Here is a 26,801-nt window from a genome sequence, read left to right as displayed (position 1 = left end):
TCAGCTTTTATTTTGTTAAGTCGAGATAACGCTGATTGACTATCCCGACTCGGCTGATATTAGCTACAAAATAATAATCAGTTCGTACTCTCCACCGTCCAGCGCTACCCGTAATCCATCCGGTTGAGAGGAGATAGGCGAGCCATTCAGTGTCGCAGAACTGATCCCCTGACAGCGCTGAGCTGGGCTTTCAACACGAATGGCATAGCGCGTGTTGGCAAGGTTAACAGTCGCTTCAAAACCCTGCCAACTGGCTGGAATGCAAGGATTAATGACTAACTCTTTTCCTTCTCGCCGAATCCCCAGAATGCCTTCAATACCGGCACGATGCATCCAGCCTGCTGAGCCGGTATACCACGTCCAGCCACCACGCCCAACGTGAGGTGCGACAGAATAAACATCAGCAGCGACCACATAAGGTTCAACTTTGTAACGCTCAATTCCCGCCGGGGTATTCCCATGATTTATTGGATTAAGTAATGCAAACAAATCACGGGCTTTATCCCCCTCCCCTAACTCGGCAAAAGCAAAAATCACCCACATCGCAGCGTGACTATATTGGCCGCCATTTTCCCGTAATCCCGGCGGATAACCTTTAATATAACCGGGGTCGTCAGGGGTTTTGTCGAACGGTGGAGTGAACAACAAGGCCATGCCATCGTTAGGGCGAATAAGATGATGTTCGAGCGAGGCCATCGCCTGCACTGCCCGCTGCGGATCTGCCGCTCCAGATAGCACCGCCCATGATTGGGCGATAGAGTCTATGCGGCACTCTTCGCACTCTTTGGCCCCCAACCAACTGCCATTATCAAAGGTGGCACGCCGATACCACTCACCATCCCACGCTTCCCGCTCCAATGCCGCGATTAAGCCAGTAAGATGGTGTTGCCATTGGTTGGCCCGCTGCGGATCACGCTCTTTTGCCAGTGGAATAAACATTTTCAGCGTTGCCACCAGCAACCAACCTAGCCAAACACTTTCGCCTTTTCCTTCCTCACCAACCCGGTTCATCCCATCATTCCAGTCACCCGTTCCCATCAATGGCAGACCCAGTTCTCCCGTCAGTTCAATACATTGATCCAAACCTTTGGCGCAGTGTTCAAACAGTGAGGCGGTTTCTTGCGCCACCAATGGCTGGAAAAAGGCATCGTGTTCGCCCGGATGCAATATCGGCCCTTCGAGGAAGGGCACAATTTCATCCAGTACCGCGCCGTCGCCACTGGCAAGAATATAAGTGGCTGTCGCATAAGAGAGCCATACCCGATCATCAGAGATTCGGGTGCGCACTCCCTGCCCTGAATGTGGCAACCACCAGTGCTGGACATCGCCTTCAATAAATTGTCGCCCGGCCGCACGTAGCAGATGGTGACGAGTTGTCTCCGGCAGAGCAAAGGTGAGCGCCATGCCATCTTGTAGTTGGTCACGGAATCCGTAAGCGCCACTGGCTTGATAAAACGCCGACCGTGCCCAGACCCGGCATGCCAGTGTTTGATACAGCAGCCAACCATTGAGCATGATATCCATTTGCCTGTCCGGCGTTTTCACCTGAACTGCCTCCAACACCGTACGCCAGTATTCAATAACCTCAGTCAGTACGACATCCAGATTGGCGGCGCGGTAGCGCATAATTAACGCCTGCGCTTCACTCACAGAAGGGCTCTGCCCTATAAACCACACCACTTCAACCTGCTCACCGGCGGCCAGTTCAATGGTCTGCTGTAGCGCACTACAGGGATCGAATCCCGCCCCTGTCACGCCAGATAGTGGTATTTTTGCCAGCAGCGAAAATGGGGCAGCACTATTGCCATAATGGCCGAGGAACTCACTTCGGTCAGCGGTCCAACGACTCTGCTGCCCATTAAGGTCGGAAAAAGAAATTCTACCGGGGAAAGCGGTACTCCACGGATTACGCGCCAACATCGCGCCGGTTGTATCATCCATTTCGGTGATAATAAATGGCCCAGTGGCACCACGCGATGTCGCCAGTACCCACTCAGCATAGGCCGTTACTGAGATGCGCCGTGGTGTATCTGACATATTATGTAATGTCAGGCGAGATATTTTGATTGGGTCAGCCAGCGGCACATATTGCAGCAGCGCCATACCAATACCATTAGCCTGATGCTCAAATCGGCTATAACCACGGCCATGTCGAGCAATGTAACTGCCACCATCACGGATAGGCAGCGCCGTCGGGCTCCACAGTTGGCCGGAATCTTCATCGCGTAGATAGAGGCATTCACCAGATGAATCGATAACTGGATCATTTAACCACGGCGTTATCTGGTTTTCCCGACTGTTTTCAGCCCAGGTATAACCACTGCCGCTCGCGGAAACTTGGAAACCAAAGGCCTGATTGGCAATAACATTAATCCAGGGCGCCGGTGTATTTTCCCCGTCATTGAGGCAAGTGACATATTCCCGCCCCTGTTGAGCAAAGCCGCCCCGCCCATTAAAGAATTCCAAATTATCCGGTTGCGGTAATAATGTTTTCGCTAGTGGCAATTGTGCTGTCATCGGTGAATTGGCTGATTTAACCAGAGAAAAACCTGATTTTTTATCTTTATAAATCAATCGATTATCAGATGTGAATAATTTTTTAGCCGGCGGAACCACCTTTTTATCCTGCGCGAATAATAGATGATTCAGTTGATTGCCCAATGTGCCATAACGGGCTGAGAGCACCACTCGCGCGACAGAGCGCAATAATGCGCGTGTTTCGGCACTCATCAGATCAGCTCGCAAAGCATATGCAGAACCCTGGCGAAGTTCATCGCCAAAACGAGGGCGCGACTGGCTGCTGCGCACCGCAGTTTCAATGGCGATTTGCAAATCCTGTACATACGAAGAGGCTCGCTCGTTGATGATAACCAGATCAACAGCCAGACGTTTCATACGCCAGTATTCATGGGCGCGCAGTAATTGCCGCACTTGCTCAATGTCTTCGATATCTTCAATACGCAGTAAGACTATCGGTAAATCGCCGGAGATTGATTGCGACCACAACATTGACTGGATTCCCGCGCCCCGCATGATAGTTGTGGACGGCGAGCGGAAACGGGCATCGGCATACAAAATCGGCGCAGCCAGTTGCTGAAAATCAGCGGCTTCTTCCGCTTTAATTTCCAGATGGCGCAATTGCACCTGAGCCTGAGTCCAGGCCAGCGTTTTAGCACGATCATACGCGCTACGATCACGGTGTTTATCCACCATATCCAGCAAATCTTCTTTTGAAGAGGCAATCAGAGTCCAGAAAGAGACCGTGATAGTCTTACCGGCCGGAACCAGTAAGCTTTGGCGCAACGAGAATATCGGATCGAGCACTGTCCCCACCGTATTTGACAGTGACACCCCTGCTTGTAGTGCTGTTGAGGTGACAACCCGATTACCACGGCCAATAAATTTTGCCCGGTCCGATTCATATTGCAATGCAGACATCGGCAAGCCATCAGCCACCGCAAAATGCGCCGCCCAGACCTGTGGCTCTTGCGCCGTCCGAGGCCGACGAGTGGCAATTAAGGCCCCCAGCTCCGGTAAGAACTCGGTCACGACAAACATTTTGGCGAATGCCGGATGAGCATTGTCGGCCGAGGCTGCCGCAAGCACGACTTCAGCATAAGAGGTCAGTTCAATCTCGCGAGCACGGCGACCGGTGTTCAGCAACGAAACGCGACGAACTTCACCATCATCTTCGCTGGAAATCAGGACATTCATGGTGCTGGTAAGTGTGCCATCGCGACAGATAAACTCAGCATGATCCTCACCAAAAATCACCTCGCGATGCGCATTATCACTAGCGGCCAACTGTGCCCCAGCCGACCAACTGCGACCACTGCGTAAATCGCGCAGGAAAATGAAGGAACCGTAATCATCACAGGTAGCATCTTCTCGCCAGCGGGTGACGGCAACATCCAACCAGCGGCTATAGCCGGCCCCTGCGGTGGTCAACATCACAGCATAACGCCCGTTGGATAATAGATGAGTGACCGGCGGCCCGATAACTGGTGAAGACAGGCGACGCACGGTGGGCAACGCGCTGTCCGCCACCGCTGATAGCAACACTTCTTCGGTACGTGGGTAGGCAATGGCCACATTGCGCGGCATGCGTTCTTGTAGCAATAACTCACAGGCCTGAATCATCGGTTCATGATGGAAGCGATTACGCATCCGGCCCTGCTGCAAGGTATTGGCGATAGCCACAATGGTCATCCCCTGATGGTGCGCCATATAGTTGCGCACAATCACCACCGGCTGGTTTTCCGGCAATCGGGAGCGCGTAAAATCTAACGCTTCATAAAAACCATAACGCCCCAGCGCCCCCATATCGACCAGCCGCTCATAGTTTTGCAATGCGCCGTGAGGGTCAATCATGGTAGCCAGCCCCGTCGCATAAGGCGCGATGACGGTGTTTTCTGATAAGCCGCGTTTTAAGCCAAGCCCCGGCACACCAAAATTAGAATATTGATAGGTAAACTCGATATCGCGCGCACTGTATGCCGACTCAGATATCCCCCACGGGATATTCAAGCTACGCCCATAAGCCTGTTGCCGTTCAACCACCAATTGATTGGTTTGCTCTAATAAGCTCCCTGCGGGTGCCCGCATCACTAATGACGGCATCAAATATTCGAACATCGAACCTGACCATGAAATCAGCGCCGCACCTTTGCCGATTGGGGTTGCAGCCCGCCCTAAACGGAACCAATGCCGCGTCGGCACATCCCCTTTAGCGATAGCGAACAAACTGGCAAGTCGCGCTTCAGAAGCCAGTAAGTCATAGCAACTCGGGTCAAGGCTGTTATCCGCCAGCGAATAGCCGATAGACAGTAACTTGCGTTCAGGATCGAGTAGGAAAGCAAAATCCATCGCCAGCGCCATATGACGAGCTTCGGCTGCTAATTTGAGCAATCGGTCATTGACCTGATCCTGCACCTCTTGGGTCAATTGTTGGTCATATTCATGTTCTGCGGCAGCAACAATCAGCGCCTCAATCCAATAACTCAAATCAATAAAGGCATGATCATCGATTGGGCGAGCGACACCGTGCACCATCGCAGTGGCTTTCGCTAACAGAGGTTTCAACGCCAGCGGTAACATTTCAGCTTCGCCAACATCTTTTAAATCCAGGCGAATTTGTTCCAGGACAGCCCAGAGTTTTCGTTTAAAATCAGCATCACCCGGCGGGAGTTGCCTAAACGCAGCTTCAGCCAGCAACAGATTATCCATCAATCCCTTGGCCCCGTTGGCCGCTAAGGGTTCTGCGGCCCACTCTTCACAGGTATTGGCCAGTACAATCAAATGCCCAGCCAGATTCCCACTGTCAACGGAGGAAACATAAGCCGGTTCCAGTGCGCGCAGATCTTGCGTCCCATACCAGTTAAAGAAATGCCCACGGAAACGCGCCAATTTATGAAAGGTTTCAAAAGTGGTTTCCAGCCGTACCAAGGTGCGATACGTCCCCGCCCAACCAAAATCACGGGCCACCACAGTTGAGAGCAAATACAGGCCCATATTCGTCGGGGATGTGCGGTGTGCCACCACCGGTTTTGGGTCCTCCTGAAAATTATCAGGCGGCAGCATATTCTCATCAGGCGTGACAAAAGTTTCGAAGAAACGCCAGGTACGGCGGGCGATCAGCCGCAGCTCAGGAATATCTTCCCCTGTCATCGGTTTATGCGATACCACCTGATGGGCGCGACTGGCCCACAATGCAATAGCAGGGGCAAACAGCCAAAGTAGCGCAAAAGGCAAAATCAACGGCCAGACGGCGGGAGAGACAATCAGTGCAATGACGGCCATCAGCAAACCGAATAATGTACCACCGGCCATATGACGATAAAAACCGGCTAAACCGGGGCGCGGCTTGCCTGCGGATTGGGCCGCCGTCGTCCACTCCAACAAATTGCGATGTGTTATAAACAGGCGAACCAGTGTGCGCCCAATAGCATCTGCCATTTGCCAGGCATGGTCAGCCAAAAAGACCAACGAAAGTAATATCTGGCTACCGGCGCGTTTGGCATCATCTAATAAAGAGCGTAAATGGTTACTAAGTCGAGTATTTTGAGATGGCCATAATGAAAACAAAATCGGCAATAAAGAGGGCAAGGCAGCCAACACTATCACCACTAGCACGCCGACCCATGCCGCTGGCATCGGGAGCATCCAACAGCCTCCCAGCAACAACAAGGTAAAAGGGGCAACCAGTGAACGGCGCAGGTTATCAACCATCTTCCAACGGCCCAGCAGCGGGATACTTTGATTGTTTTTACTATGTTTGATAATGGATGGTTTGATAATCCAGGGCAGTAACTGCCAATCGCCCCGCGTCCAGCGGTGTTGGCGCTTACTAACGACGTCATAGCGTGCCGGTGACTCTTCAACCACTTCAATATCTGAAGCTAAGCCTGCACGGGCAAAAACCCCCTCAAACAGATCATGGCTGAGTAAGGTATTGTCCGGCACTCTACCTGCCAGTGAGACTTCAAACGCATCAACATCATAAATGCCTTTGCCGGTGTAGGAACCTTCACCAAACATATCCTGATAAACATCTGAAACCGCAGCGGCATAAGGGTCGATACCGCCGGGGCCGGAAAAGGCCCATTGATACAATGAACCGCCTTTTCCCATTGGCAATGCCAATGTCACTCGCGGCTGAAGAATGCCATAGCCATCAACAACCCGTTGTTGATCAACACTAAAGCGTGGCCGATTAAGTGGATGTGCCATTTTACCGATTAAACGCAGCGCCGCATCACGCGGAAGGCGGGTATCAGCATCCAGCGTAATCACATAACGAACACCTGTAGGCACCTGCGGTTCACCAGCCGCAGTGGCAATAAATGAGGTATCTGTTGCTCCACGTAACAGGCGGTTAAGCTCATGCAACTTGCCTCGCTTGCGCTCCCAGCCCATCCAGCGGTTTTCACTCTCATTAAATATGCGCTGACGATAAAGTAACAGGAAACGCGGGCCAGCCGGACCGGGGCCATATTGTTGATTTAGTCGGGCAATAGCTTCGTCAGCCAAAGCCAATAATGGGCCATCAGTCGGCAATACCTGCGTATCAGCATCAACCCCATCGAGCAGCAGCGCAAAAGTCAGAGAGCCGGTAGTACCCGACAAATGATGGACTTCCAGTTGCTCAATTTGCTCCAGTAAATCAGCTTTACTGGTCAATAATGTGGGCACCGCCACTAAGGTTCGCAACCCATCGGGGACACCACTGGTCAGTTCCAGCCCCGGCAAAATCGTGGCACCAAAGCTCCAGGTAATGACGCGGTTAACCAACGCTGTTGCCACTTCAGTCGCCGGAATAAACCCGACTAAGGCAAATAGCACCAACCATCCGACGGTCAAACCTGGGAAAGAGAGCGCCCACAATGCCAATGCCAGCAATCCCACCGTAACCAGTAAAATCGCCCCTATGTAACCGCCGACACCCAGACTGATACTTAGGCGGCTGAACCATAATCGCATTGAGGGGCTGAATCGGATCTGATTCTCTAATTCACGACGCCCAGCACCAATCAAGTGATAACCGGGGTCACGGCAGCGATCGACATTTTCCGGTTCCGCGGTGGTTACCGCATTCTGCGCCGCTTGTAAGGCAAAGTTGGCAATCTCCAGTTCAGTGTAAGTCGAGCCACGGCATAATTGCTCTATGGCGCTGCGATACAGATTGCGGGTTTGAAAATCCATACTGGCAAAGGCGCTTCCTTGCCGTAAACATTCATCTACCAGACTGACACTCTCAAATAAATCAGCCCAATCAATATCCGAAATCATCCGCATACTGGTAATCACATTTCGCACTGAAACATTAGACGCCCCCTGACGTAATTGGGCATGCTGTACCACTTCGCTGATCGTAACTCCTTGTAACTTCAGGCGGTCTTCCAGCCATCCCAGTGCTGGTGTGGTGCGCGGGTCTTGATCGCGCAGCCGTTTTGCCAGCTGAGATGCAAATTGTTCAGATAATGGCTCCGTTGAACGCATCGCAATATCGGACTCTAGAGCTAACCGGCGATCCCCTGCTGCCAATAACCGATTTGCCAGTGCTTCGGCATCTGCACGCGCTTTACGCCCTTGCGTAATCTGGTCGGCAAGGCGGCGTAAGTTCTCTATCAGCACAATACGCAGTGTAATCGCGACCGCCCATAACTCACCGATAGTCAGCGGTTGAACACGCTGATAGGCCATAATAAAACGGCACAATACCTCGGGGTCCAAATGGCTATCGGTGTGTGCGACAAAGGCCCAGGTAATACCCAATACCCGCGGGTAACCAGCAAATGGCCCATCAGCCAGTTTGGGCAATTGGCGGTAATAGCCCGGCGGTAAATCGTCGCGGATCTCGCGGATCTGTTCTTCAACCAGATGATAATTATCCAGCAACCACTCAGCCGCAGGTACTACCGCACGGCCTTTTTCTAACTCTGCGGCACTGGCCCGATATGCCGCCAGTAAGGTATCGGCATTATCATCCAGCCGGGCATGCAAAGTAGACACCCGTGGTGGGTGAGTTGTTATCGATTGTGCTTTGGCAAGGCTTTCGGCATGTTGCTCCAACCGCTCGACACTGAATAACTCTTCTCTGACCGGCGCTAAATTATGCCAGGGTGTGACTGTCGTTCGTGATCCCAAAATGGATCGTTGCCCAAGAATAGTCTTTAGAAATGATTTCATAGGTACCTTTCTGGTCGGGTGCTCATACAGTCTTATGGCAATCTGCGTAACAAAAAATCGGGGATAGCCGCATGGTCTTGAACAGAAAACCCCCTTACAGGCAGAATGCTGTCAAAGATGCTGAGTGAAGGTAGAAAGCAAAAGACTGATACATAACAACGAACAGTCAAAAAAGAGGCGAGTAAAGGCTGACGTTATGCATAAACATACAGCAGCAACAAAGCTGAATAGTATTAACTATAGCCCAAAGAAAGAAATACGGATCAGAGCATAAAATAAGGGAAATAAAACAAATGGTTATAAACATAACCAGAGAGGAAATTGTCAGTTCTGCTGTCTGGGTACAATTACACAGGCAGCAGGTGTTTCAGAAACTAAATATTGTCCTGGAATTTTCGCGCTTTGGCCGTTTGCTGTTTTTCCAGTTCAAAAATAGCCCTTTGTAATCCTTTTTCCTGGATGGGGCTTAAACGCGGGAATTTAAAACTCAGGCGCTGCATCGTGAGAGTTTCACCTTTGTTATTCACCACTTGTTTATCGATAGCTCGGATAAACTGCAAATCCAACTTAAAAATACCAAAACCACATAAATCGACTGACACATCACGCAGGATGCCACAATTTTGGACTGGGAATTCACTGCCTTTCACGGCATACACTCCCATTCCTCCCAAAGAAACATCGGCTAATGTGTATGAGAATTTACTACCATCAGCGAATTTCCCTGCACAATAATAGGCAGGCCATTGAGGAATATTGACCCGGAAATATTCCCGACGTTGAATAAAGTAAAGGCTGTCAGGAATGGAGGTACTAAAAGCGGGTAAAGATAAATACTGTATTTCTTTCAGTGGATTGCAGGTAAATTCAATTTTTGCACCTGTCGGCTCTGCAATGATTGTCAGTTGGCTGGCAGCAAGTGCCGCAATGTTCTCATGAGCTACACTGCCAAAATCAAAAATAAATTGATTCGTCTCAGGAACGACATCCAGAATACGGCTAATAAATTGCCCGCGAGCATGAACTATCATCACTGCTGTATCATTCTTCTTTAAATCACGAAGAATTGCACAGATCGCTAATTTATTTTTTTTTACAAAATTCTCTTTAGACGTTTCGCTCACCAGCCATCCCCATCTTTAATTTATTGCTCTGGCTACCCAGACTATTATTAATAAGCATATAAATATCAGACATCGTTATCGGCAGATTTTGGCGAAACTTTAGTTATTATTTTATAAAATGAAATGTGAGTCCCTGGTGTGGCCACACGCTGATTAGGCACACCGTTACAGCCTAAATAGACCGTAACGGTGTTTTGTCAGAGCTAATTCAAGGTCCAGTAGGATTTATTCGCTTCAATTAAATCATCTAGAATCAGCTTCGCGACTTTGGCACTTGGGATAGTTTTGGACAATGTCAGTGCTTGCCACAATTTCTGGTAGGACTTTTCAATCCACGCATCTACCACCAATTTTTCTACCGCATGCTGCTGATATAACAGGCCGCGCTGGAAAGTCGGAATATCACCAATAGCCAATGGCTCTACCCCCTCAGACCCAACCAGACAAGGCACTTCCACCATCGCATCATTATCGAAATTACTGATAGCGCCTTTATTAGGCACAATCAATAACATGCGACGCTTGGTATTAAACGCAATAGCTTGTGCCAAATCGACGATATAAGACGCATGTTCATCAATTTTGAGTTGAGTATTAGCAGCACTCCTCTCTGCAATAATTTTGCGGCACTCATCAAACACGAACTTTTCCCGGCCTTCCATCACTTCATTAGCTCGGGAATGGTCAGGTGAGGTATGTGCCACCATATCGTCGCCGTACAAATAATATTGCAAATAGGTATTTGGGAAGCTGCTGGGGTCTAGTGCAAAACTATCCCGCGCTTTAGCAAAAGTTTCATTCCAGCTGATCTCTTCTTTACCCTCGCCTTGCTCATCAGCATAACCATATTGTCTTACGTGTTCGGCCAATTTCGGCATTAAGTCTTCGCCAGTGGCTTTATCACGTACCGAACTCCACCAGCCAAAATGGTTGAGTCCGTAATAACGAGTTTCTAAATCTGCCGCAGAAGGATAGTGCAGTATTTTAGCCATTGCCTCTTCAATACTGATAGGCATATCACAAATATGATAAATACGAGCCGTCGGCCGTAAGCGGCGCGTCGCCTCAGCAACAATAGCAGCCGGGTTTGAGTAATTTAGCATCCAGGCATTCGGAGAATATTCCGTCATATAATCAAGAATCTCCAACACCCCGCTAATAGAACGCATACCATAGGCAATTCCCCCCGCGCCACAAGTCTCCTGCCCAACACAGCCATATTTCATTGGGATTTTTTCGTCTTTCTCACGCATCGGAAGTTTGCCTTGCCGAATATGTGCCATCACGAAATCAACACTACTAAAAGCAGCTTTGGGGTCGGTGGTATAGGAGAACTTTATTCCGCTTGATTGCTCACGCAGAATAATCTCACAAGCTTTGGCGACAATCTCCTGGCGTGGGCCGTCATTGTCATACAGTTTTATTTCCGAAATAGGGAAACGATGTAAATTATCCAGTAGCATAAGAATAATGCCATGTGTATACGTTGAACCACCACCAGCAATCAAAATGGATGACTTTTTCATCTAAAAACTCCTTAATTCATCAACTCAGCAAATTGTTCATAAATATGCGTCACATTGTTGCCAACAATCACCTGCACATCATTGCCATTTTTATAAACCTCAATCGCGGAATAGGCTTTGAATGCAGTGCTGGGCTGAACCCGGCTAATGTCCTTTACCACTAATCTCAAACGAGTAAAGCAGTGGGTATAACTCGCGATATTATCTTTCCCACCAGCGGCTTCTAAATAAGCACTGGCACGCTGTTGGAACTCATTACCCTGACTTTCGCCTTTTTGTTTATAATCTTGTTTTGAATAAAGCTTGAGATCGCTATCTTCACGCCCCAAGGTTTTGAAATTAAATTTCAGAATCAAAACTCGGAATATCAGGAAATAAATACCGCTAAAAATAAGGCCGACAATAATTTGGGTAATCATGACATTGGCGTGGTTACTGAACATTGGAATCCAGTTTTGTGTTGCCCACTCAAGTATTCCAGAACCAAAGTTCCCCACCACACCCAAGCTATACATCACCACGGTCATGGTAGCGGAAAGCATGGCATGGACTACAAATAACGCCGGAGCAATAAACAGAAAGGTAAAATCCAGCGGTTCAGTAATACCGATAAACATGCTGGTAATGGTCGCCGGGATCAGTAACCCAGCAACCTTGGCTTTATTTTCTGGTTTTGCCGTACTGTATATTGCCAACGCCATTCCCAAACCACCAAATACCGCCCCATTGCCCTGCATGGCAAAACCGCCAGCCGGGAATAGCTGTTTTAACGGTTCGGTCGATTGGCTAAATTCTTGCAAATGGGTTAGCCAATACAGTGTGGTACCACCAGGTACAGCGACATCAGTATATTGGAAAGGGCTATAAACAAAGTGATGCAGGCCGGTAGGCAATAAGATCTTTTCCAGGAAGATATAACACCAGATACCAAAATTACCGGCATGCAAAATGAAACCTTGCAATGAAATCATGCCTAACTGTACTTTTGGCCATAGCATTAATGTTATAAAAGCCAGCGGCAGCATGACAATAAAACCAAGAATATTAACGAAAGCTGCGCCCTGGAAGATGCTGATATAGTCAGGTAATTCAGTTGAGTAATAGCGGTTATGTATCCAGGTCACCAGGCTGCCACACAGAATTGCACCAATCACACTGGTATCCAGCGTTTTAATGCCACCAATCATCGCCAGACCACTGGTGCCGCCGGTCTCTTGTGCGAAATTAACCCCCCAATGTGCGCCCCAGACTTCACACATTGCCCCGAGGAAAGCATTAAAGGTCAGATAAGTAATTAATGAGACTAAACAAGCAGAGGCTGGCGCTTTATTTGCCAATTTAATTGGTAAGCCAACAGCAAATAACAACCCCATATTATTGAATACCGTCCAACCGCCGGATTCAATAATTTTCAATAGTTGGAAAAATAGACCATCTGGGCTGGCAAAGGTTGGATTTTGCAGTACCAAAGATAGACCGACTATCATCCCGGCAAAAGGGAAGAGTAGCACCGCACCGAGCATTGCCCCGCCAAACCGATTAAACGAACTTAACATGACCGCTTCCCTCTTGAGTATGAACAGTCATCACTCTATGGAATCGGCAGGTTATGATTTGACGATTGATAAAAATATGTGATCACGATTGCATTAAATCACTAGTCATACTTGTATATTATTTTCATAAAAGTTAGACATTTGAGATGTTTTTTATACCAACAGAATTTTATCGGCTATTTATCAAATAGTTGAAAACACATTCGTGATGAGTATCTCCACCCAAATAGGTATGAAAATGGTATATAAAAATCTAGTCACTAATATCCGAAAGCTAATAAATCATCAGGATGTTTCCGTGGGTGATTGCTTACCCTCTGAAATTCAGTTAGCTGAACGTTTTGGTGCGTCACGAATGACAGTCAGAAAGGCATTGGATATTTTAATTCAGGATGGCTTATTAGAGCGTCAGCAAGGTCGTGGCACCTTTATTATCGGGAAAGATCTTAAACACGATAATAATCATCTGAATAGTTTTACTGAACACATGAGAATGCTCGGAAAAACACCCCATACGGAGGTATCTGAATTCAAAATCATCAGAGCTCCGCAGGCTATTGCCAGCCAATTAAATATCCAACAAGATGACAAAACATATTATATCAAGCGATTACGCTATGCCGATAAACAGATCATTCAGATAGAAGAAAGTTATTTGCCCGTGACGCTGATGCCAGATTTAACCTACCACCATCTTGAATCATCAAAGTATGACTTTATTGAAAAACAGGCTAATTACCAAATTGAAGGTTGTCGGCAAACTTTTTTACCGATTGTAGCCAGTCAGGAATTCGCTTTGCAGCTCCATTGTGATCCGCGTACGTTATTACTGCAATTATTGGCGGTATCGAATACCACGGATGGGGTGATTGTGGATTTCTCGGTAATTACCTTTAACCCGGCTGATTATAAAATAAGTTATTATCTTAAACGCCATCCGCTGGATTAAATTTAAAAATAAAGCGACATTGGCGGATGCCAAATATCGCTTTACTGAATAGCGCCGATTCTAATAAATTAGCTACGAACTAAATCATCGCCGTAACCAATCCACTTATAGGTTGTCAATGCATCCAACCCCATTGGGCCACGAGCATGGAGTTTTTGTGTACTGACTGCCACTTCTGCGCCCAAGCCAAACTGGCCACCATCAGTGAAACGCGTGCTGGCATTGACATAAACGGCTGATGAATCAACCGCGCGAACAAAATGTTCAGCGTTGCCGAGTGAGCGCGTCAAAATAGCATCAGAATGACTGGTGCCATGTTCACGGATATGGCCGATGGCTGCATTGATGTCAGCCACAATCTCCACATTGAGATCCAGAGATAGCCATTCGTCATCATAATCAGCGGCTTCTACCGCCACGACCCTGGCTTTACCTTCCACCAAAAACGGCATAGCTTGCGGGCTGGCATGCAGTGTCACACCAAAGGCATGCATTCTATCACTCAATATCGGTAGGAAACGCGCGGCAATTTCTTGGTGGACAAGCAAGGTTTCCAATGAGTTACATGCACTTGGCCGCTGAATTTTAGCGTTTTCAATGACTAATAAGGCTTTCTCAAAATCCGCGCTTTCATCGACAAAAGTATGGCAAACACCGATGCCGCCGGTGATAACCGGAATGGTCGATTGCTCACGACACAATTTATGTAAGCCCGCTCCGCCGCGTGGGATCAACATGTCGATATAGTTGTCCATCCGCAGTAATTGAGTCACTAACTCACGATCCGGGCTTTCAATCGCCTGCACCGCAGCGGGTGGTAAACCACATTGCTCCAGCGCTTGCTGGATAACTTTCACTGTTGCCTGATTGGTGTGGTGCGTCTCTTTACCGCCACGCAAAATAACCGCGTTACCCGTTTTCAAGCATAAGCTGGCCACATCAATCGTCACATTAGGGCGTGCTTCATAAATGACACCAATCACTCCCAGCGGGACGCGGCGGCGCTCAAGTTTTAAGCCACTGTCGAGTAAGCTACCGTCAATAACCCGGCCAACAGGGTCATTCAGGCGACATACCTGACGCACATCATTAGCAATGGCGGCTAAACGTGCAGGACTTAGCAACAATCTGTCCAGCAGCGCCTCACTCATACCGCTGTCACGGGCAGCCGCCATATCTTGTTCGTTGGCCTGTAAAATAGCCTGACTTTCAGATTCCAGCAGATTGGCAATCACCGCCAAAGCTTGATTCTTCTTTGCCGTACTCAACATTGCCAATTGCCAGGAAGCCTGTTTAGCGGCTTTCCCCATCTGTTCCAGCATGCTCATGCTTGCTCCTTAGCTGACAATCATATCGTCACGATGAACAGCCACCGGGCCATATTCATACCCGAGGATTTCACTGATTTGTTGCGAATGGTGCCCCGCCAGCATACGTAAGGCATCACTGTTATAGCGTGACACGCCGTGAGCCAAATCGCGCCCACTGAGATTACGAATACGGATAACTTCGCCGCGAGAGAAGTTCCCCACCACACTGCGAATGCCTTTTGGTAGCAACGAGCTGCCGCGCTCCATTATCGCGGTTACCGCGCCATCATCGACGGTAATTTCACCGGCTGGCGGTGCACCAAAGATCCAGCGTTTGCGGTTTTCCAGTGGTGTTTCCAGCGCGTGGAATCGAGTGCCAACGGGCGTTCCCTCAATCACATCAGCAATAACACCCACTTGACTACCCGCAGCAATCACGACATCAATACCGGCACGACAAGCGACATCAGCAGCCTGCAATTTTGTCGCCATGCCACCGGTGCCAAGACCAGAGACACTGTCGCCTGCAATCCCGCGCAAAGCATCATCAATACCATGCACTTCACGAATTAATTCAGCTTGCGGATTATTACGTGGATCAGCAGTGTATAGCCCGGCCTGGTCTGTCAGTAGCAGCAACTTATCGGCACCAGCCAGAATCGCCGCCAATGCAGAGAGATTATCGTTATCGCCAACTTTGATTTCAGCAGTGGCAACAGCATCATTCTCATTGATAACCGGCACTATGCGGTTATCCAGCAAAGCATTCATGGTATCGCGGGCATTTAAAAACCGCTCACGATCTTCTAAATCAGCACGGGTCAGCAACATCTGGCCGATGTGAATCCCATAGATTGAGAACAGTTGTTCCCAAAGCTGAATCAGCCGGCTCTGCCCGACAGCGGCGAGCAATTGCTTTGAAGCAATAGTGGCGGGTAATTCTGGATAACCCAGGTGTTCACGCCCTGCTGCAATGGCACCAGAGGTGACAATAACAATACGATGACCTTTTGCGTGTTGCTGGGCGCACTGGCGCACCAGTTCAACAATATGGGCACGATTAAGCCGACGGGAACCGCCAGTCAGGACACTTGTCCCCAATTTCACAACCAATGTCTGGCTGCCACTCATAATTTTTCTGCCGTTGGGATGTAAGAATAAAAGAAAGGGTATAGGAGTCTTTTTAACAGGTGGGAGACGTTATGCCAAGCACTTTGCGGATCAGCATCTTAATTGGCATTGCAGGTTGAGTACAAGCCTGCAATGCCAGTTAAACAGGTCTATATTTATGCCGACAACTTAACCGGTTGCTCGCTAAAATCTTGGGCTGGCTCCAATCTCATTTCAATGGAAGTCAGCATCTCGGCGAGGCGTTTATGGAAACCACGTAATGTGGTCTCCAGTTTCTCTTGTACTTCAGGATCTTTAATCTTTTCCGCTTTCCAGTCGCCATCTTTATTAAACAGGCCGAGCTGGTAAACATAGGTGAAATGATCAGCCGCCGGTTCCAGCTCTATCCACCACCCCCAGAACTCGCGCTTTTCTGGAGCAAGCTTCACATTGACGCACACAGCCAAACAATCAAAGAAAAATCGGTCGTTCTGGCACTGCCCTTCACGCAGGTATGGCCCTAAAGCTGCAAAACGTTTCATAAGCTTGCTTTTAGGATGAGCACTGGTTGACGTCATTCTTAAATCTCCTTATGTAGACTCACCTTTTTAGCAAACTGTTAAAAATTAGCAACTCATTAACGCATTTTATCTTCTAACCACTGGCTGGTTTGCAATAATGCGCGATGGAAATTGTCATACAGCGGTGTTGATGATATGGATAATAATTTGCCATCGGCAGAAGAAGAACAAATGAGTTTAGCTTCCTCTTTCGGGCTGAAAGGGTCGTTTTCCCAGAAACCAGCCAACATAGGAGTTTGGCAACGCCGCCCTAATAACCCTTGGGTTTTTAAAGAGTAGCGGTTCATTTCTGCTCTGAGTATTTCGTCTGCGGCATCCGCCATGCCCAAGCGGCTGGCCATCACATCCATATACATATCAGGTAATTTTCGCTGGCTATCCGCGTTGCACAAAAGATGATGCACAATTGGCCCAAGACACGCCACGGCACGTACACGTTGTGGTTCCAGATAACCCAAACGTACTGCCACGTTGGCACCGAAACGAAAACCAAAAACACTGACGCGTAGGTGATCAATCCACGGAATATTGGGCAATGCTTGCAACACTTGCTGATGCAGGAAGCTGGTGTCCTGAGTGAGTTTCCACTTTGATGAAGCCCCGACGGATGGCAGATCGATGGTCAACATCGCTATTCCTTTGGGGGCCAGATAGTCGCGGAACAGGCGATGATAATCACTTTGCAAAGTATCCAGCCCACCGCACATCAGTACAGTTGGAAATGGCGCACTGCCGATAGTCGGCATATGCAGGAACCCGGTAAGCGTACCGCCATCAGAAATATCAAAACTGAGTTCTTTCAAGGTGTAAGGCAGATGTTTAGCCGCTTCTTCATGTGCGCGGTTAGACAGCACCTCCACTTGCTCAGCCAACTCATCCCCTTTCAGATGTGGATAACCGGCAATGCTGTATAAATTTGCCGCATTCAACCAATACTGGCCGGCATTCATTGGGTCAGCTTCTTCCATGGCTTTTTGCTGCCATTGCATCCCCTGATGGGCCCATTCATAAATCCAGTTGCCATTGCGGTAACCCACCACGGTATCGAGCAGTTCGTTATCGCTGTGTTCCGCTTTAGAGCAAGCAATGCGTGACAATACCTCTTCGATTTCAAGCGGATCAACACCACGCCAGGTCCAGATTAGACGGTTGATCATGCGATACCAATGACTGGTTGTGTCACCATCCAGCGCCGAATGAACATTCATTGCCTGATTGCAGTGGGCGTGCCGCACTAGCGTTGAGGTTTCAGGATGCTTAAATTTTGGTTTGAACAGGATTTCAGAAAGGTTGGCTTGTGCCATGATAACAATAGCCTCCATAAGCCGTGATTCAAGCCCTTTAGGGCTGCTCAGATGGAGTCAAGTGTACTCATACTGCGGGGAAAATGAAACGCCCGGTAGGCACCGGGCATTTATTCCCTTCATATTTCAAGTTGCTGGTGTGTTAACTACGCTCAATCACCCGAATCACTGACTCGTATAAGCTCAGTGGGACGCTCTCGCTTGCCGCCTTCCTGCATCTCGAAATCTATTGGGTATATAAAGGGTTAAATTACTTAGCGCTTAGTGGGGCAACGAAGGTTACCGCCATATCCCAAGGCTGTTCAATCCAGGTACCCTGCGGAATATCAACCTCATAGTCATCAACTAATGGGCGTCCAGCAGGTTTGGCAAAAATGGTGACAAAATGTGCTTTCGGATACATTTCGCGGATAGCTTTCGCGGTACCGCCAGTATCAACTAAGTCATCAATCACGATAAAGCCTTCACCATCGCCTTCAGCACGTTTCAGGACTTTAAGCTCACCTTGGTTATCATGGTTATAGCTGGCGATACAAACAGTGTCGACATAACGAATACCCAGCTCACGCGCCAGAATACCCGCTGGTACTAAGCCACCACGGCTAACCGCGATGATGCCTTTCCATTGATCAGCAGGCAATAAACGGCTTGCCAATTTGCGGGCGTGAATTTGCAACATATCCCAGGTAACAACGTATTTTTCGCTCATAAAGTGTAATCCCAGCCAGTATAGAAGTGGCTTGCCATGGTTCAGAAGGGGAAAAAAGGTTGCGCGAGATTATAGAGAGCCAGCCGGATAAAAACCAGCAATTATCCGGCTAATTAATCAGGTTAGTTACAGTTATTGTGCGGCGATACGCGCGTAATACCCATGAAAGTGATATTCTCAAACTATCTCGCCATCTTAATGGCGGTGTATCACCACCCTTAAAATCTTTAGTCATCAACCCAATAGCATCTCTGACATCTCTACTGTGAGGTTGCCGATATGAGAATGCTGTTACAGGAGACTTACAGTGTCTGAACTGTCTCAACTTTCGCCTCAGCCGTTGTGGGATATTTTCGCAAAAATCTGCTCGATCCCTCACCCGTCTTACCATGAAGAAGCGCTGGCTCGACATATTATGACGTGGGCCAAAGAAAAAGGTCTGCATGCCGAGCGTGATAAGGTCGGTAATATCCTGTTGCGTAAGCCTGCTACTAAGGGGATGGAGAACCGCAAGCCCGTGGCCCTGCAAGCCCATCTGGATATGGTTCCGCAGAAGAATAATGATACGGTGCATGACTTTACCAAAGATCCTATTCAGCCTTATATCGACGGTGAATGGGTTAAAGCCCGTGGCACTACATTAGGGGCTGATAATGGCATTGGTATGGCCTCTGCGCTGGCGGTACTGTCTGACGATAGCGTCGAGCATGGCCCGTTGGAAGTGCTGCTGACCATGACCGAAGAAGCCGGCATGGATGGCGCATTTGGTCTGCAACCTAACTGGTTACAAGCCGATATTTTAATTAATACCGACTCCGAGCAGGAAGGCGAAATCTATATGGGTTGCGCTGGTGGTATTGATTTCATCACCACTCTGGCCCTGAAGCGCGAAGCAGTCCCTGCGGGTTATCAGACGCTGAAACTGACAATTAAGGGTTTGAAAGGTGGTCACTCAGGGGCTGATATCCATTTAGGACTCGGCAATGCCAATAAACTGCTGGCTCGTTTCCTGTTCGATCATGCCAAAGAGTTAGACCTGCGGGTACTGGATTTGAATGGCGGCACCCTGCGTAATGCCATCCCACGTGAAGGTTCTGTGACTCTGGCAATTGCTGCAGACAAAGTCGATCAGCTGAAAAGCCTGAGCCAAGAGTACCTGGCCACCTTGAAAAATGAGCTGGCCGCAGTTGAAAAAAATCTGACTGTACTGCTTGAACCAACATCTATTGATGCCAAAGCGCTGACCAAAGAGACGCAGCAGCACCTGATCGCTTTATTGAATGCCACACCAAACGGTGTCATTCGTATGAGTGATGCGGTGAAAGGCGTGGTTGAAACCTCACTGAATGTGGGTGTGGTTACCATGAATGAAAACGAAGCAGAAATCATTTGCCTGATTCGTTCCCTGATCGACAGCGGTAAAGATTACGTCGTCGGTATGCTGACAGCTATTGGTCAGTTGGCTGGCGCTAAAACTGCACCAAAAGGCGGCTACCCTGGCTGGCAGCCAGATCCAAGCTCACCGGTGATGGCGTTGGTGCGGGAAACCTACCAAAAGCTGTTTAACAAAACACCTAATATCATGGTGATTCATGCCGGTCTGGAATGTGGTTTGTTCAAGAAACCTTATCCAGATATGGATATGGTGTCGATTGGGCCAACCATGACTGGGCCACATTCACCGGATGAACAAGTTCATATCGAAAGCGTGGGTCAATATTGGCAATTGCTGACGGCGTTGCTGAAAGCGATTCCTGAGCGCGCATAAGCTGAACTAGCTAACTTTCAATACCAATAATGGCGGGCCTAATGGTTCGCCTTTTTTCATACTATTTTCAGCGCTATTCCCAACTCAGCAACAATTGCCGCTCAAGTTGTGGATCGAGCAACGTGACATGCAACCCGACCAGTCGAACCCCACGCCCTGCGCGCCGCTCATTCCATGCTGTCCGTGCCACTTGTAATAAATCGGCTTTATTCAGCTGTGGCCAAACATGTTCTTGTGTCGTTTGCTGAAAATCATGAAATTTGAGTTTCACCCCTTGCCGGGCAATGTGCAGATCTGGCCTGACTTTGCGAAGGCGAGTCTCCAGCTCAATATAAAGCTTTTCAATCAATGACTCACAGCTTTCCCAATCATGAATATCTTCGGCTAGCGTTTGCTCGACTCCAACTGATTTACGTAAACGATCAGGAGAAACTTCACGTTCATCAATGCCGTGGCTGCGCTCCCACAACACATGACCAAACTTACCAAAACGCTTTAATAATTCTGCCTGCGAATAGTTTTGTACATCACTACAGGTTATCAGCCCCAGCTCTTGTAAACGTTTTGCGGTCACTTTACCCACCCCGGGGATTTTACTTAGCGGTAAGTCGCGCAAGAAAGGCAATACCTGATCCGGGGTTATCACATACTGACCATTGGGTTTATTTAAATCAGACGCGATCTTGGCTAAAAACTTGATAGGGGCAATACCGGCAGAAGCCGTTAAATTAAGCTCCATCGCAATGGCTTGGCGGATTTCTTGTGCTATTAATGTGGCAGAACCACTGCATGCCTGACAATCAGAGACATCCAGATAGGCTTCATCCAGCGAAAGTGGCTCAATTAATGGGGTATAGCGCGCAAAAATCTCACGAATATGCTGCGAAGCTTCTTTATACGCCGCCATTCGGCCGGGGATCACTTTCAGTTGCGGGCAAAGTTTCAATGCCATCGCGGTGGGCATCGCACTGCGAACCCCATAACGGCGGGCGGGATAATTGGCGGTGCTAATAACACCGCGTCGGTCACGGCTACCGCCAATCGCAATAGGAATATCACGCAAGCTGGGATCGTCACGCATTTCGACTGCCGCGAAGAAGCAATCCATATCGACATGAATAATTTTTCGCATGTTTATTCCCCCGACCAAACCACTGTATAAGAATACAGTTAAATCGGAAAAATTCAAGATTATCCTAAATCCTCATCACACCAATGGTATGACGGCGAAAAACTAGGTAGGAAGGAGCGCAACCACTTCAATTTCCAAGGCCAGATCATGATGCAAAACTGGCACCGGTACTATGCAGCGAGCCGGTTTATGTGGCCCCAGCCAATCAGCATATAGCGCATTGAAATGTGACCATAGTGCGATATCACACAAATAAACGCGCACCTGAACCAGATTATTTACAGTACAATGACAATCCGCGAGTATCCCCTCAATATTGGTAAATACCTGCTTAACCTGAATATCGAAAGGTTGATTTGATAAGGCCATCCCCTGTGGCGTGACAGGCAATTGACCGGAGAGATAGATCATCCCCCCGGCACAGACAGCATGGCTATAATGGCCCGCCGGCGGCAGGCCTGATGTTGAATTTATCAAGATAGGCTGAGACATCATCAAAGCTTATCAATAAAGTGGGCCAAACGCGCTAAATCGACATTACCGCCCGAAATAATGACCCCAACGCGTTTACCGCGCAGATCCAACTGGTCACCAAAAGCCACCGCAGCCCCTAAACAGCCGGTGGGCTCAACCACAATCTTCATTCGACTGGTGAAAAATTTCATCGCAGAAATTAGCTGATCATCAGTCGCAGTCAGAATATTATCAACTCGCTCCTGAATGACCGGGAAAGTGTAGTGACCCAAAGCCGCTGTTTGTGCACCGTCCGCAATGGTCACTGGCGTTTCAATCTTAACAATTTTTCCACTGCGGAAACTCTGTTGCCCATCATTACCCGCGGCAGGTTCCACCCCAATCACCTGACAATTGGGGTAAAGCGCTTTGGCGACTGTGGCACAACCAGACAACAGCCCCCCGCCCCCAAGTGGTACCAGCAGCACATCCAACTCACCCACTTCTTCAAATAATTCTTTCGCCGCTGTCCCCTGGCCGGCCATCACATCCGGATAATCGTATGGCGGGATTAAGGTTAGCCCCTGTTTCTGTGCCAGTTTATTGCTAATAGCTTCGCGATCTTCAAGGTAGCGGTCATACAGCACCACTTCGCCGCCATAGCCACGGGTCGCCGCAATTTTGACCGCTGGAGAATCTTTAGGCATGACAATAACAGCGCGAATCCCTAATTTACGAGCCGACAAAGCAATAGCTTGTGCATGATTACCCGACGAGAAAGCAATAACCCCTTTTGCTTGCTGTTGCGGCGATAATTTCACCAGCGCGTTATAGGCCCCTCGAAATTTGAATGCCCCCATATGCTGGAAATTTTCGCATTTAAAAAACAGCTGCGCGCCGGTCTGCTCATTGGCAGTGGATGAGGTCAAAACCGGAGTCTTGAGCGCAACCCCAGTAATCCGCTGATGTGCTTGAACAATATCGTCGTAACAGATTGCTAATGGGGCCATCTTCAGTTTCCTTCAGTAGGGAGATAGGTATAGACAGTCGAGCGGGCGACACCCAGATTATTAGCAACCACGGTCTGGGCATTTTTCAAATCCATCAAACCGGCCTGTGCCAATTGACGGACAATTTCACGCCGCTGTGCCGGATTCAGTGCGCGTGGCGTGGTATTGTGCGCCGCTGCAAATTGTTCCAACTGAGTCCGTAACATCTCAAGGCGAGGTGATGCCAAAGACTCTTGAATTTCGGTGGGCATAGTTTGTGTCAGCTGTGACAAGCTGGCACTAACGGCAGAAAACAGGGAGATGTCCATATTCAGACAGAGAGCCCCGATAAACTCTCCTTTGCTATTTTTCAGGCCAATTGATGTGCTTTTTGCCGGACGGCCATCAGGAAATTGGTTCGGATAGTTAAGGATGACCTCAGGGAAGTTAGGATCAGCAATACGGCTCAAGCCCAGTTCAGTCGCTGGTTCGCCGACTTCCCGACCGGATAAGTTGTTTGAAATCGCCGCAATAGCATGTTCAGGCTGAGTCAGGTCGTGCAAGACAAATTCCACTAAGGGTGCAAATGTTTTGCCCAGTGCTTCAACGATTTTTTTGCTCTCCCGCAACAGGAGTTGATCTTCTGTTAGTTTCATAATTGAAGTATTGTCACTTTATGACATTTTGTCAAATTGATTGTATACACATGACATCTCAATAAAAAAGCTGCGCACGGCAGCTTTTTATCATTGAATTCTGATAGTCAGTGTTACTTAATAATAGAACTTTTTAGCGATTTATCTTGCTGATGACGTTCTAAAGCCAGCTCAATCAGTGTGGTGATCAATTCCGTCGAGCCAACCCCTGTAGCGCGCCACAATTTAGGATACATACTAATATTGGTAAATCCAGGAAGGGTATTTATTTCATTAATAATTATAGTGTTATCAGCTGTTAAAAAGACATCGACCCGAGCCATACCACGGCACTCAAGTGCGCGAAAAGCCGCTAAAGCGACTGCCCGAATATTATCACTGACGGCACTGTCTATTGATGCAGGGATAATGACCTTAGCACCAGTTTCATTAATATATTTTGTGTCATAGGAATAAAACTCGTCGCTAATGACGACTTCACCACACAAACTGGCTTGCGGATTATCATTGCCCATCACTGCACATTCGATTTCTCGCCCAACAATAGCCGACTCCACCAACACTTTATGGTCAAAATCAAAGGCTAATGCTACCGCCTGCTCATATTCATATGCATTACGCACTTTACTCACACCAACCGAGGAGCCCTGATTTGCTGGCTTTACAAATAAAGGTAACCCGAGTTTTGCCGTAACTTGCTCAAAACGATAGTTATCTTTATTCGCCCGTGTCAGGGTAATAAATGGCGCGATATTCAACCCAGCATCACGCAATAAACGCTTGGTGATATCTTTATCCATGCTAACCGCAGAACCCACAACACCGGAGCCGACAAAAGGAATATTTGCCATCCGTAGCAGGCCTTGCAAGGATCCATCCTCCCCTAATGTCCCATGGACAATCGGGAAAATGACGTCCAACTGAGCCAATGCAGAGGCATTATCGGTAGCAATCAGCTGCTGATGCTCTTGGCCTGGGATCAGCGCGACATTTTTATTTGAATGGTTCAGAGAAATCAATGCTGGGTTTTCTGCATTTAACAAGTAATTAGATGCATCATTAACATGCCATTTACCTTGTTTATCAATACCTAACAGCGTTACATCAAATTTTTCTTTATCAATCGCATCTACGATGTTCTTGGCCGACTGTAATGACACTTCATGTTCAGCCGATTTACCGCCAAAAATCACACCCACTCGCAATTTCGACACACTGCATTCCTTCTTAGGACCTGATACTTAGGGGCGCGACCACCCAATAAAATTACAGGTAACATTAATACAACCTTTGCATGCTTCACTAATGTTTTTTAAGATTCTTACAGAATTTTCTGGTTCAGATGGATAAACCACTTTTGTCTGAGAGAAATTAGCGCCAAATACTTCTTTTAATAATATAAGACGTTAATTCGCCATAGCCGATAATCATGATTATCCTAATCAATATGGCAACCAAATTAGCCAATAACAGAATTGAATTCTGTTATTGGCTTTTTTTCCATTTTTGTCATTTATTTTTAATAAAAAATCATTAAATTCGACAAAGCCGAATAATATTGGCTATATGATTAACATCACCCTGCAACAACTCATCACCAGTCAATGGATGGAAATTAAATATTATGCGAAATTATATCATGGCAACTATATTACTCTCTGCTACTTTTGTAACACATGCTAATTCAGTCAACTCAACAACACACCTCCAGTCACCACAAATTATTGCCCATCGTGGTGGAACAGCCGATGCACCTGAAAATACGATTCCAGCCATCAAAAAAGCATTGGCTAATGGCGCAGATGCAATCTGGATAACACTACAGTTATCAAAGGACAATATTCCGGTATTGTATCGCCCTGCTGATCTTAAGGAATTAACCAATAAATCGGGGAAGGTTTCTGACTATACTGCACAACAACTTGCCCAAGTTGATGCCAGCGTTAATTATAATGAAAAACATAATATTCAACCTAAATCAGCTTCACGCATTGGTATTCCTACGCTGGATGACGTATTGAAAGCATTCCCAACAACAACATTTTACCTCGACATTAAATCACCAGATGCAAATCCTGTTGCGTTTGCCAAAGCACTACAAAAAACACTGGAAGCATCCACTAAAGGTGAAGAAAACAGGCTAGGCAGAACCCGAGTCTATTCAACCGAAGATAAGTATTTAAATGCGCTGGATAAGGTCAATGAGGCCAGCGATAAATCCGAAAAAATTAAGCGTTTTGAAAGCCGTAATACCACCCGCACTGAATTAGCTAACATTGTCATGGACCATAAATGCCAGTTACCCGATGATAATAAAGAACGTTGGTATGGGCTGGAGTTACATCGTGAAGTCGAAGTTGTGGAAAAATATTCTCTGGGTGAGGGGCGTTCTAAAACTATTTTAAGCTGGGACAAAGAAGCCGTTGATTGTTTCCGTAAAAATACAAATGCACATATTATTTTCTTCGGAATTAATACTCCTAAAGATTATAAGAAAGCAAAAGAGTTAGGTGCTAATGGTGTCATGGTCGACTCTCCAAGCCAATTTAAAAAGATAGTCCACGACAATAAATAACTCTACCCGTCATATTTCAAACTGCATGTGTGCTGACTTCCTGTCACTCAATTATTTAGGATATAAAAAAATAAAACCCCTCGCTAAAATCCTTATTGAGCGAGGGGTTTTACATGCGGAAAGGCAATTTAGAACCCAACTATAGAATACGATACTGTTCCAAAGCTTTCTGGCGTGCGGCCTCTTTAGCTAACCGTTTCTTACGCGAATCACAAGGCTCGGGGCAATCACACACTTTCTCCATCCCCAAAGCACCAATGCCTCCACAACTGCCCTGTAAAGTTTTACGTTTTACGATATAACCCAGCGACATCCCAGCAATGACCAAGAGAAAAAAGACAAAGGACGCGATAAAAACAGTTAACATATCC

General features: G+C 47.7%; 18 protein-coding genes. 3 read left to right on the top strand and 15 right to left on the bottom strand.

All coding sequences use genetic code 11. The annotated features are described in order from the left end of the window. Positions 1-63: 63 nt before the first annotated feature. The 4 genes from FGL26_RS20715 to FGL26_RS20700 form a co-directional block, all read right to left on the bottom strand. The gene (locus FGL26_RS20715) at positions 64-8,688 is read right to left on the bottom strand and encodes a GH36-type glycosyl hydrolase domain-containing protein (RefSeq protein WP_138060271.1); all 8,625 of its coding nucleotides are present in this window, start codon (positions 8,686-8,688) and stop codon (positions 64-66) included. A gap of 374 nt (positions 8,689-9,062) precedes the next feature. After that, positions 9,063-9,812 carry a flagellar brake protein gene (locus tag FGL26_RS20710; RefSeq protein ID WP_005167541.1) on the bottom strand — a complete coding sequence of 250 codons (750 nt, stop codon included), beginning with the start codon at positions 9,810-9,812 and terminating at the stop codon, positions 9,063-9,065. A 203-nt stretch (positions 9,813-10,015) separates the two neighbouring features. After that, positions 10,016-11,338 carry a 6-phospho-alpha-glucosidase gene (locus tag FGL26_RS20705; RefSeq protein ID WP_005167540.1) on the bottom strand — a complete coding sequence of 441 codons (1,323 nt, stop codon included), beginning with the start codon at positions 11,336-11,338 and terminating at the stop codon, positions 10,016-10,018. 11 nt (positions 11,339-11,349) lie between these two features. After that, positions 11,350-12,894 (bottom strand): alpha-glucoside-specific PTS transporter subunit IIBC, encoded by a 1,545-nt coding sequence (locus FGL26_RS20700; RefSeq protein WP_005167539.1) that lies wholly within the window; start codon positions 12,892-12,894, stop codon positions 11,350-11,352. A 238-nt stretch (positions 12,895-13,132) separates the two neighbouring features. Here FGL26_RS20700 and FGL26_RS20695 point away from each other — a divergent pair, with 238 nt between their 5' ends. Further along, the gene (locus tag FGL26_RS20695; RefSeq protein WP_071530589.1) at positions 13,133-13,843 is read left to right on the top strand and encodes a GntR family transcriptional regulator; all 711 of its coding nucleotides are present in this window, start codon (positions 13,133-13,135) and stop codon (positions 13,841-13,843) included. A gap of 68 nt (positions 13,844-13,911) precedes the next feature. On the opposite strand, the gene proA is transcribed toward FGL26_RS20695, so the two are convergent. The 5 genes from proA to gpt all read right to left on the bottom strand — a co-directional run bounded on the left by proA (position 13,912) and on the right by gpt (position 18,857). Beyond that, a complete protein-coding gene (proA, locus tag FGL26_RS20690) occupies positions 13,912-15,165 on the bottom strand; it encodes a glutamate-5-semialdehyde dehydrogenase (protein WP_005167537.1) in 1,254 nt (417 codons plus the stop codon). 15 nt (positions 15,166-15,180) lie between these two features. Next, positions 15,181-16,284 (bottom strand): glutamate 5-kinase, encoded by a 1,104-nt coding sequence (proB, locus tag FGL26_RS20685; protein ID WP_005167536.1) that lies wholly within the window; start codon positions 16,282-16,284, stop codon positions 15,181-15,183. 155 nt (positions 16,285-16,439) lie between these two features. Further along, positions 16,440-16,841 (bottom strand): sigma factor-binding protein Crl, encoded by a 402-nt coding sequence (gene crl / locus FGL26_RS20680; RefSeq protein WP_005167534.1) that lies wholly within the window; start codon positions 16,839-16,841, stop codon positions 16,440-16,442. Positions 16,842-16,900: 59 nt separating this feature from the next. Continuing rightward, positions 16,901-18,148 carry an esterase FrsA gene (gene frsA, locus FGL26_RS20675; RefSeq protein ID WP_138060270.1) on the bottom strand — a complete coding sequence of 416 codons (1,248 nt, stop codon included), beginning with the start codon at positions 18,146-18,148 and terminating at the stop codon, positions 16,901-16,903. A 250-nt stretch (positions 18,149-18,398) separates the two neighbouring features. Beyond that, a complete protein-coding gene (gene gpt / locus FGL26_RS20670) occupies positions 18,399-18,857 on the bottom strand; it encodes a xanthine phosphoribosyltransferase (RefSeq protein WP_005167529.1) in 459 nt (152 codons plus the stop codon). Between the two features lie 307 nt (positions 18,858-19,164). Between gpt and pepD the strand changes: the two genes are divergently transcribed. Then, positions 19,165-20,625 carry a beta-Ala-His dipeptidase gene (gene pepD, locus FGL26_RS20665; RefSeq protein ID WP_005167527.1) on the top strand — a complete coding sequence of 487 codons (1,461 nt, stop codon included), beginning with the start codon at positions 19,165-19,167 and terminating at the stop codon, positions 20,623-20,625. A 73-nt stretch (positions 20,626-20,698) separates the two neighbouring features. Here the strand turns inward: pepD and dinB are convergent, their stop codons facing one another. The 5 genes from dinB to ddlA all read right to left on the bottom strand — a co-directional run bounded on the left by dinB (position 20,699) and on the right by ddlA (position 25,069). Next, positions 20,699-21,757, bottom strand: a complete 1,059-nt coding sequence (dinB, locus tag FGL26_RS20660; protein WP_005167525.1) for a DNA polymerase IV — start codon at positions 21,755-21,757, stop codon at positions 20,699-20,701. Between the two features lie 102 nt (positions 21,758-21,859). After that, the gene (locus FGL26_RS20655) at positions 21,860-22,252 is read right to left on the bottom strand and encodes a RidA family protein (protein WP_005167522.1); all 393 of its coding nucleotides are present in this window, start codon (positions 22,250-22,252) and stop codon (positions 21,860-21,862) included. Continuing rightward, positions 22,252-23,220 (bottom strand): threo-3-hydroxy-L-aspartate ammonia-lyase, encoded by a 969-nt coding sequence (locus FGL26_RS20650; protein WP_032912614.1) that lies wholly within the window; start codon positions 23,218-23,220, stop codon positions 22,252-22,254. The genes FGL26_RS20655 and FGL26_RS20650 overlap by 1 nt, the downstream gene beginning before the upstream one ends. Before the next feature lie 2 nt (positions 23,221-23,222). Then, entirely contained in the window at positions 23,223-23,855 is a 633-nt protein-coding gene (locus FGL26_RS20645; RefSeq protein ID WP_005167518.1) for a helix-turn-helix transcriptional regulator, read from the bottom strand. 113 nt (positions 23,856-23,968) lie between these two features. Further along, entirely contained in the window at positions 23,969-25,069 is a 1,101-nt protein-coding gene (gene ddlA, locus FGL26_RS20640; protein ID WP_005167516.1) for a D-alanine--D-alanine ligase, read from the bottom strand. Between the two features lie 410 nt (positions 25,070-25,479). Between ddlA and FGL26_RS20630 the strand changes: the two genes are divergently transcribed. After that, positions 25,480-26,430, top strand: a complete 951-nt coding sequence (locus FGL26_RS20630; protein ID WP_032909263.1) for a glycerophosphodiester phosphodiesterase family protein — start codon at positions 25,480-25,482, stop codon at positions 26,428-26,430. A gap of 139 nt (positions 26,431-26,569) precedes the next feature. Here FGL26_RS20630 and nqrM read toward each other — a convergent pair whose 3' ends face one another. Further along, a complete protein-coding gene (nqrM, locus tag FGL26_RS20625; protein ID WP_005167513.1) occupies positions 26,570-26,797 on the bottom strand; it encodes a (Na+)-NQR maturation NqrM in 228 nt (75 codons plus the stop codon). Between the last annotated feature and the right edge of the window lie 4 nt (positions 26,798-26,801).

The organism is Yersinia enterocolitica subsp. enterocolitica, assembly GCF_901472495.1.
GTDB classification, from domain to species: domain Bacteria; phylum Pseudomonadota; class Gammaproteobacteria; order Enterobacterales; family Enterobacteriaceae; genus Yersinia; species Yersinia enterocolitica.
This window is presented reverse-complemented; position numbering and strand designations above follow the sequence as displayed.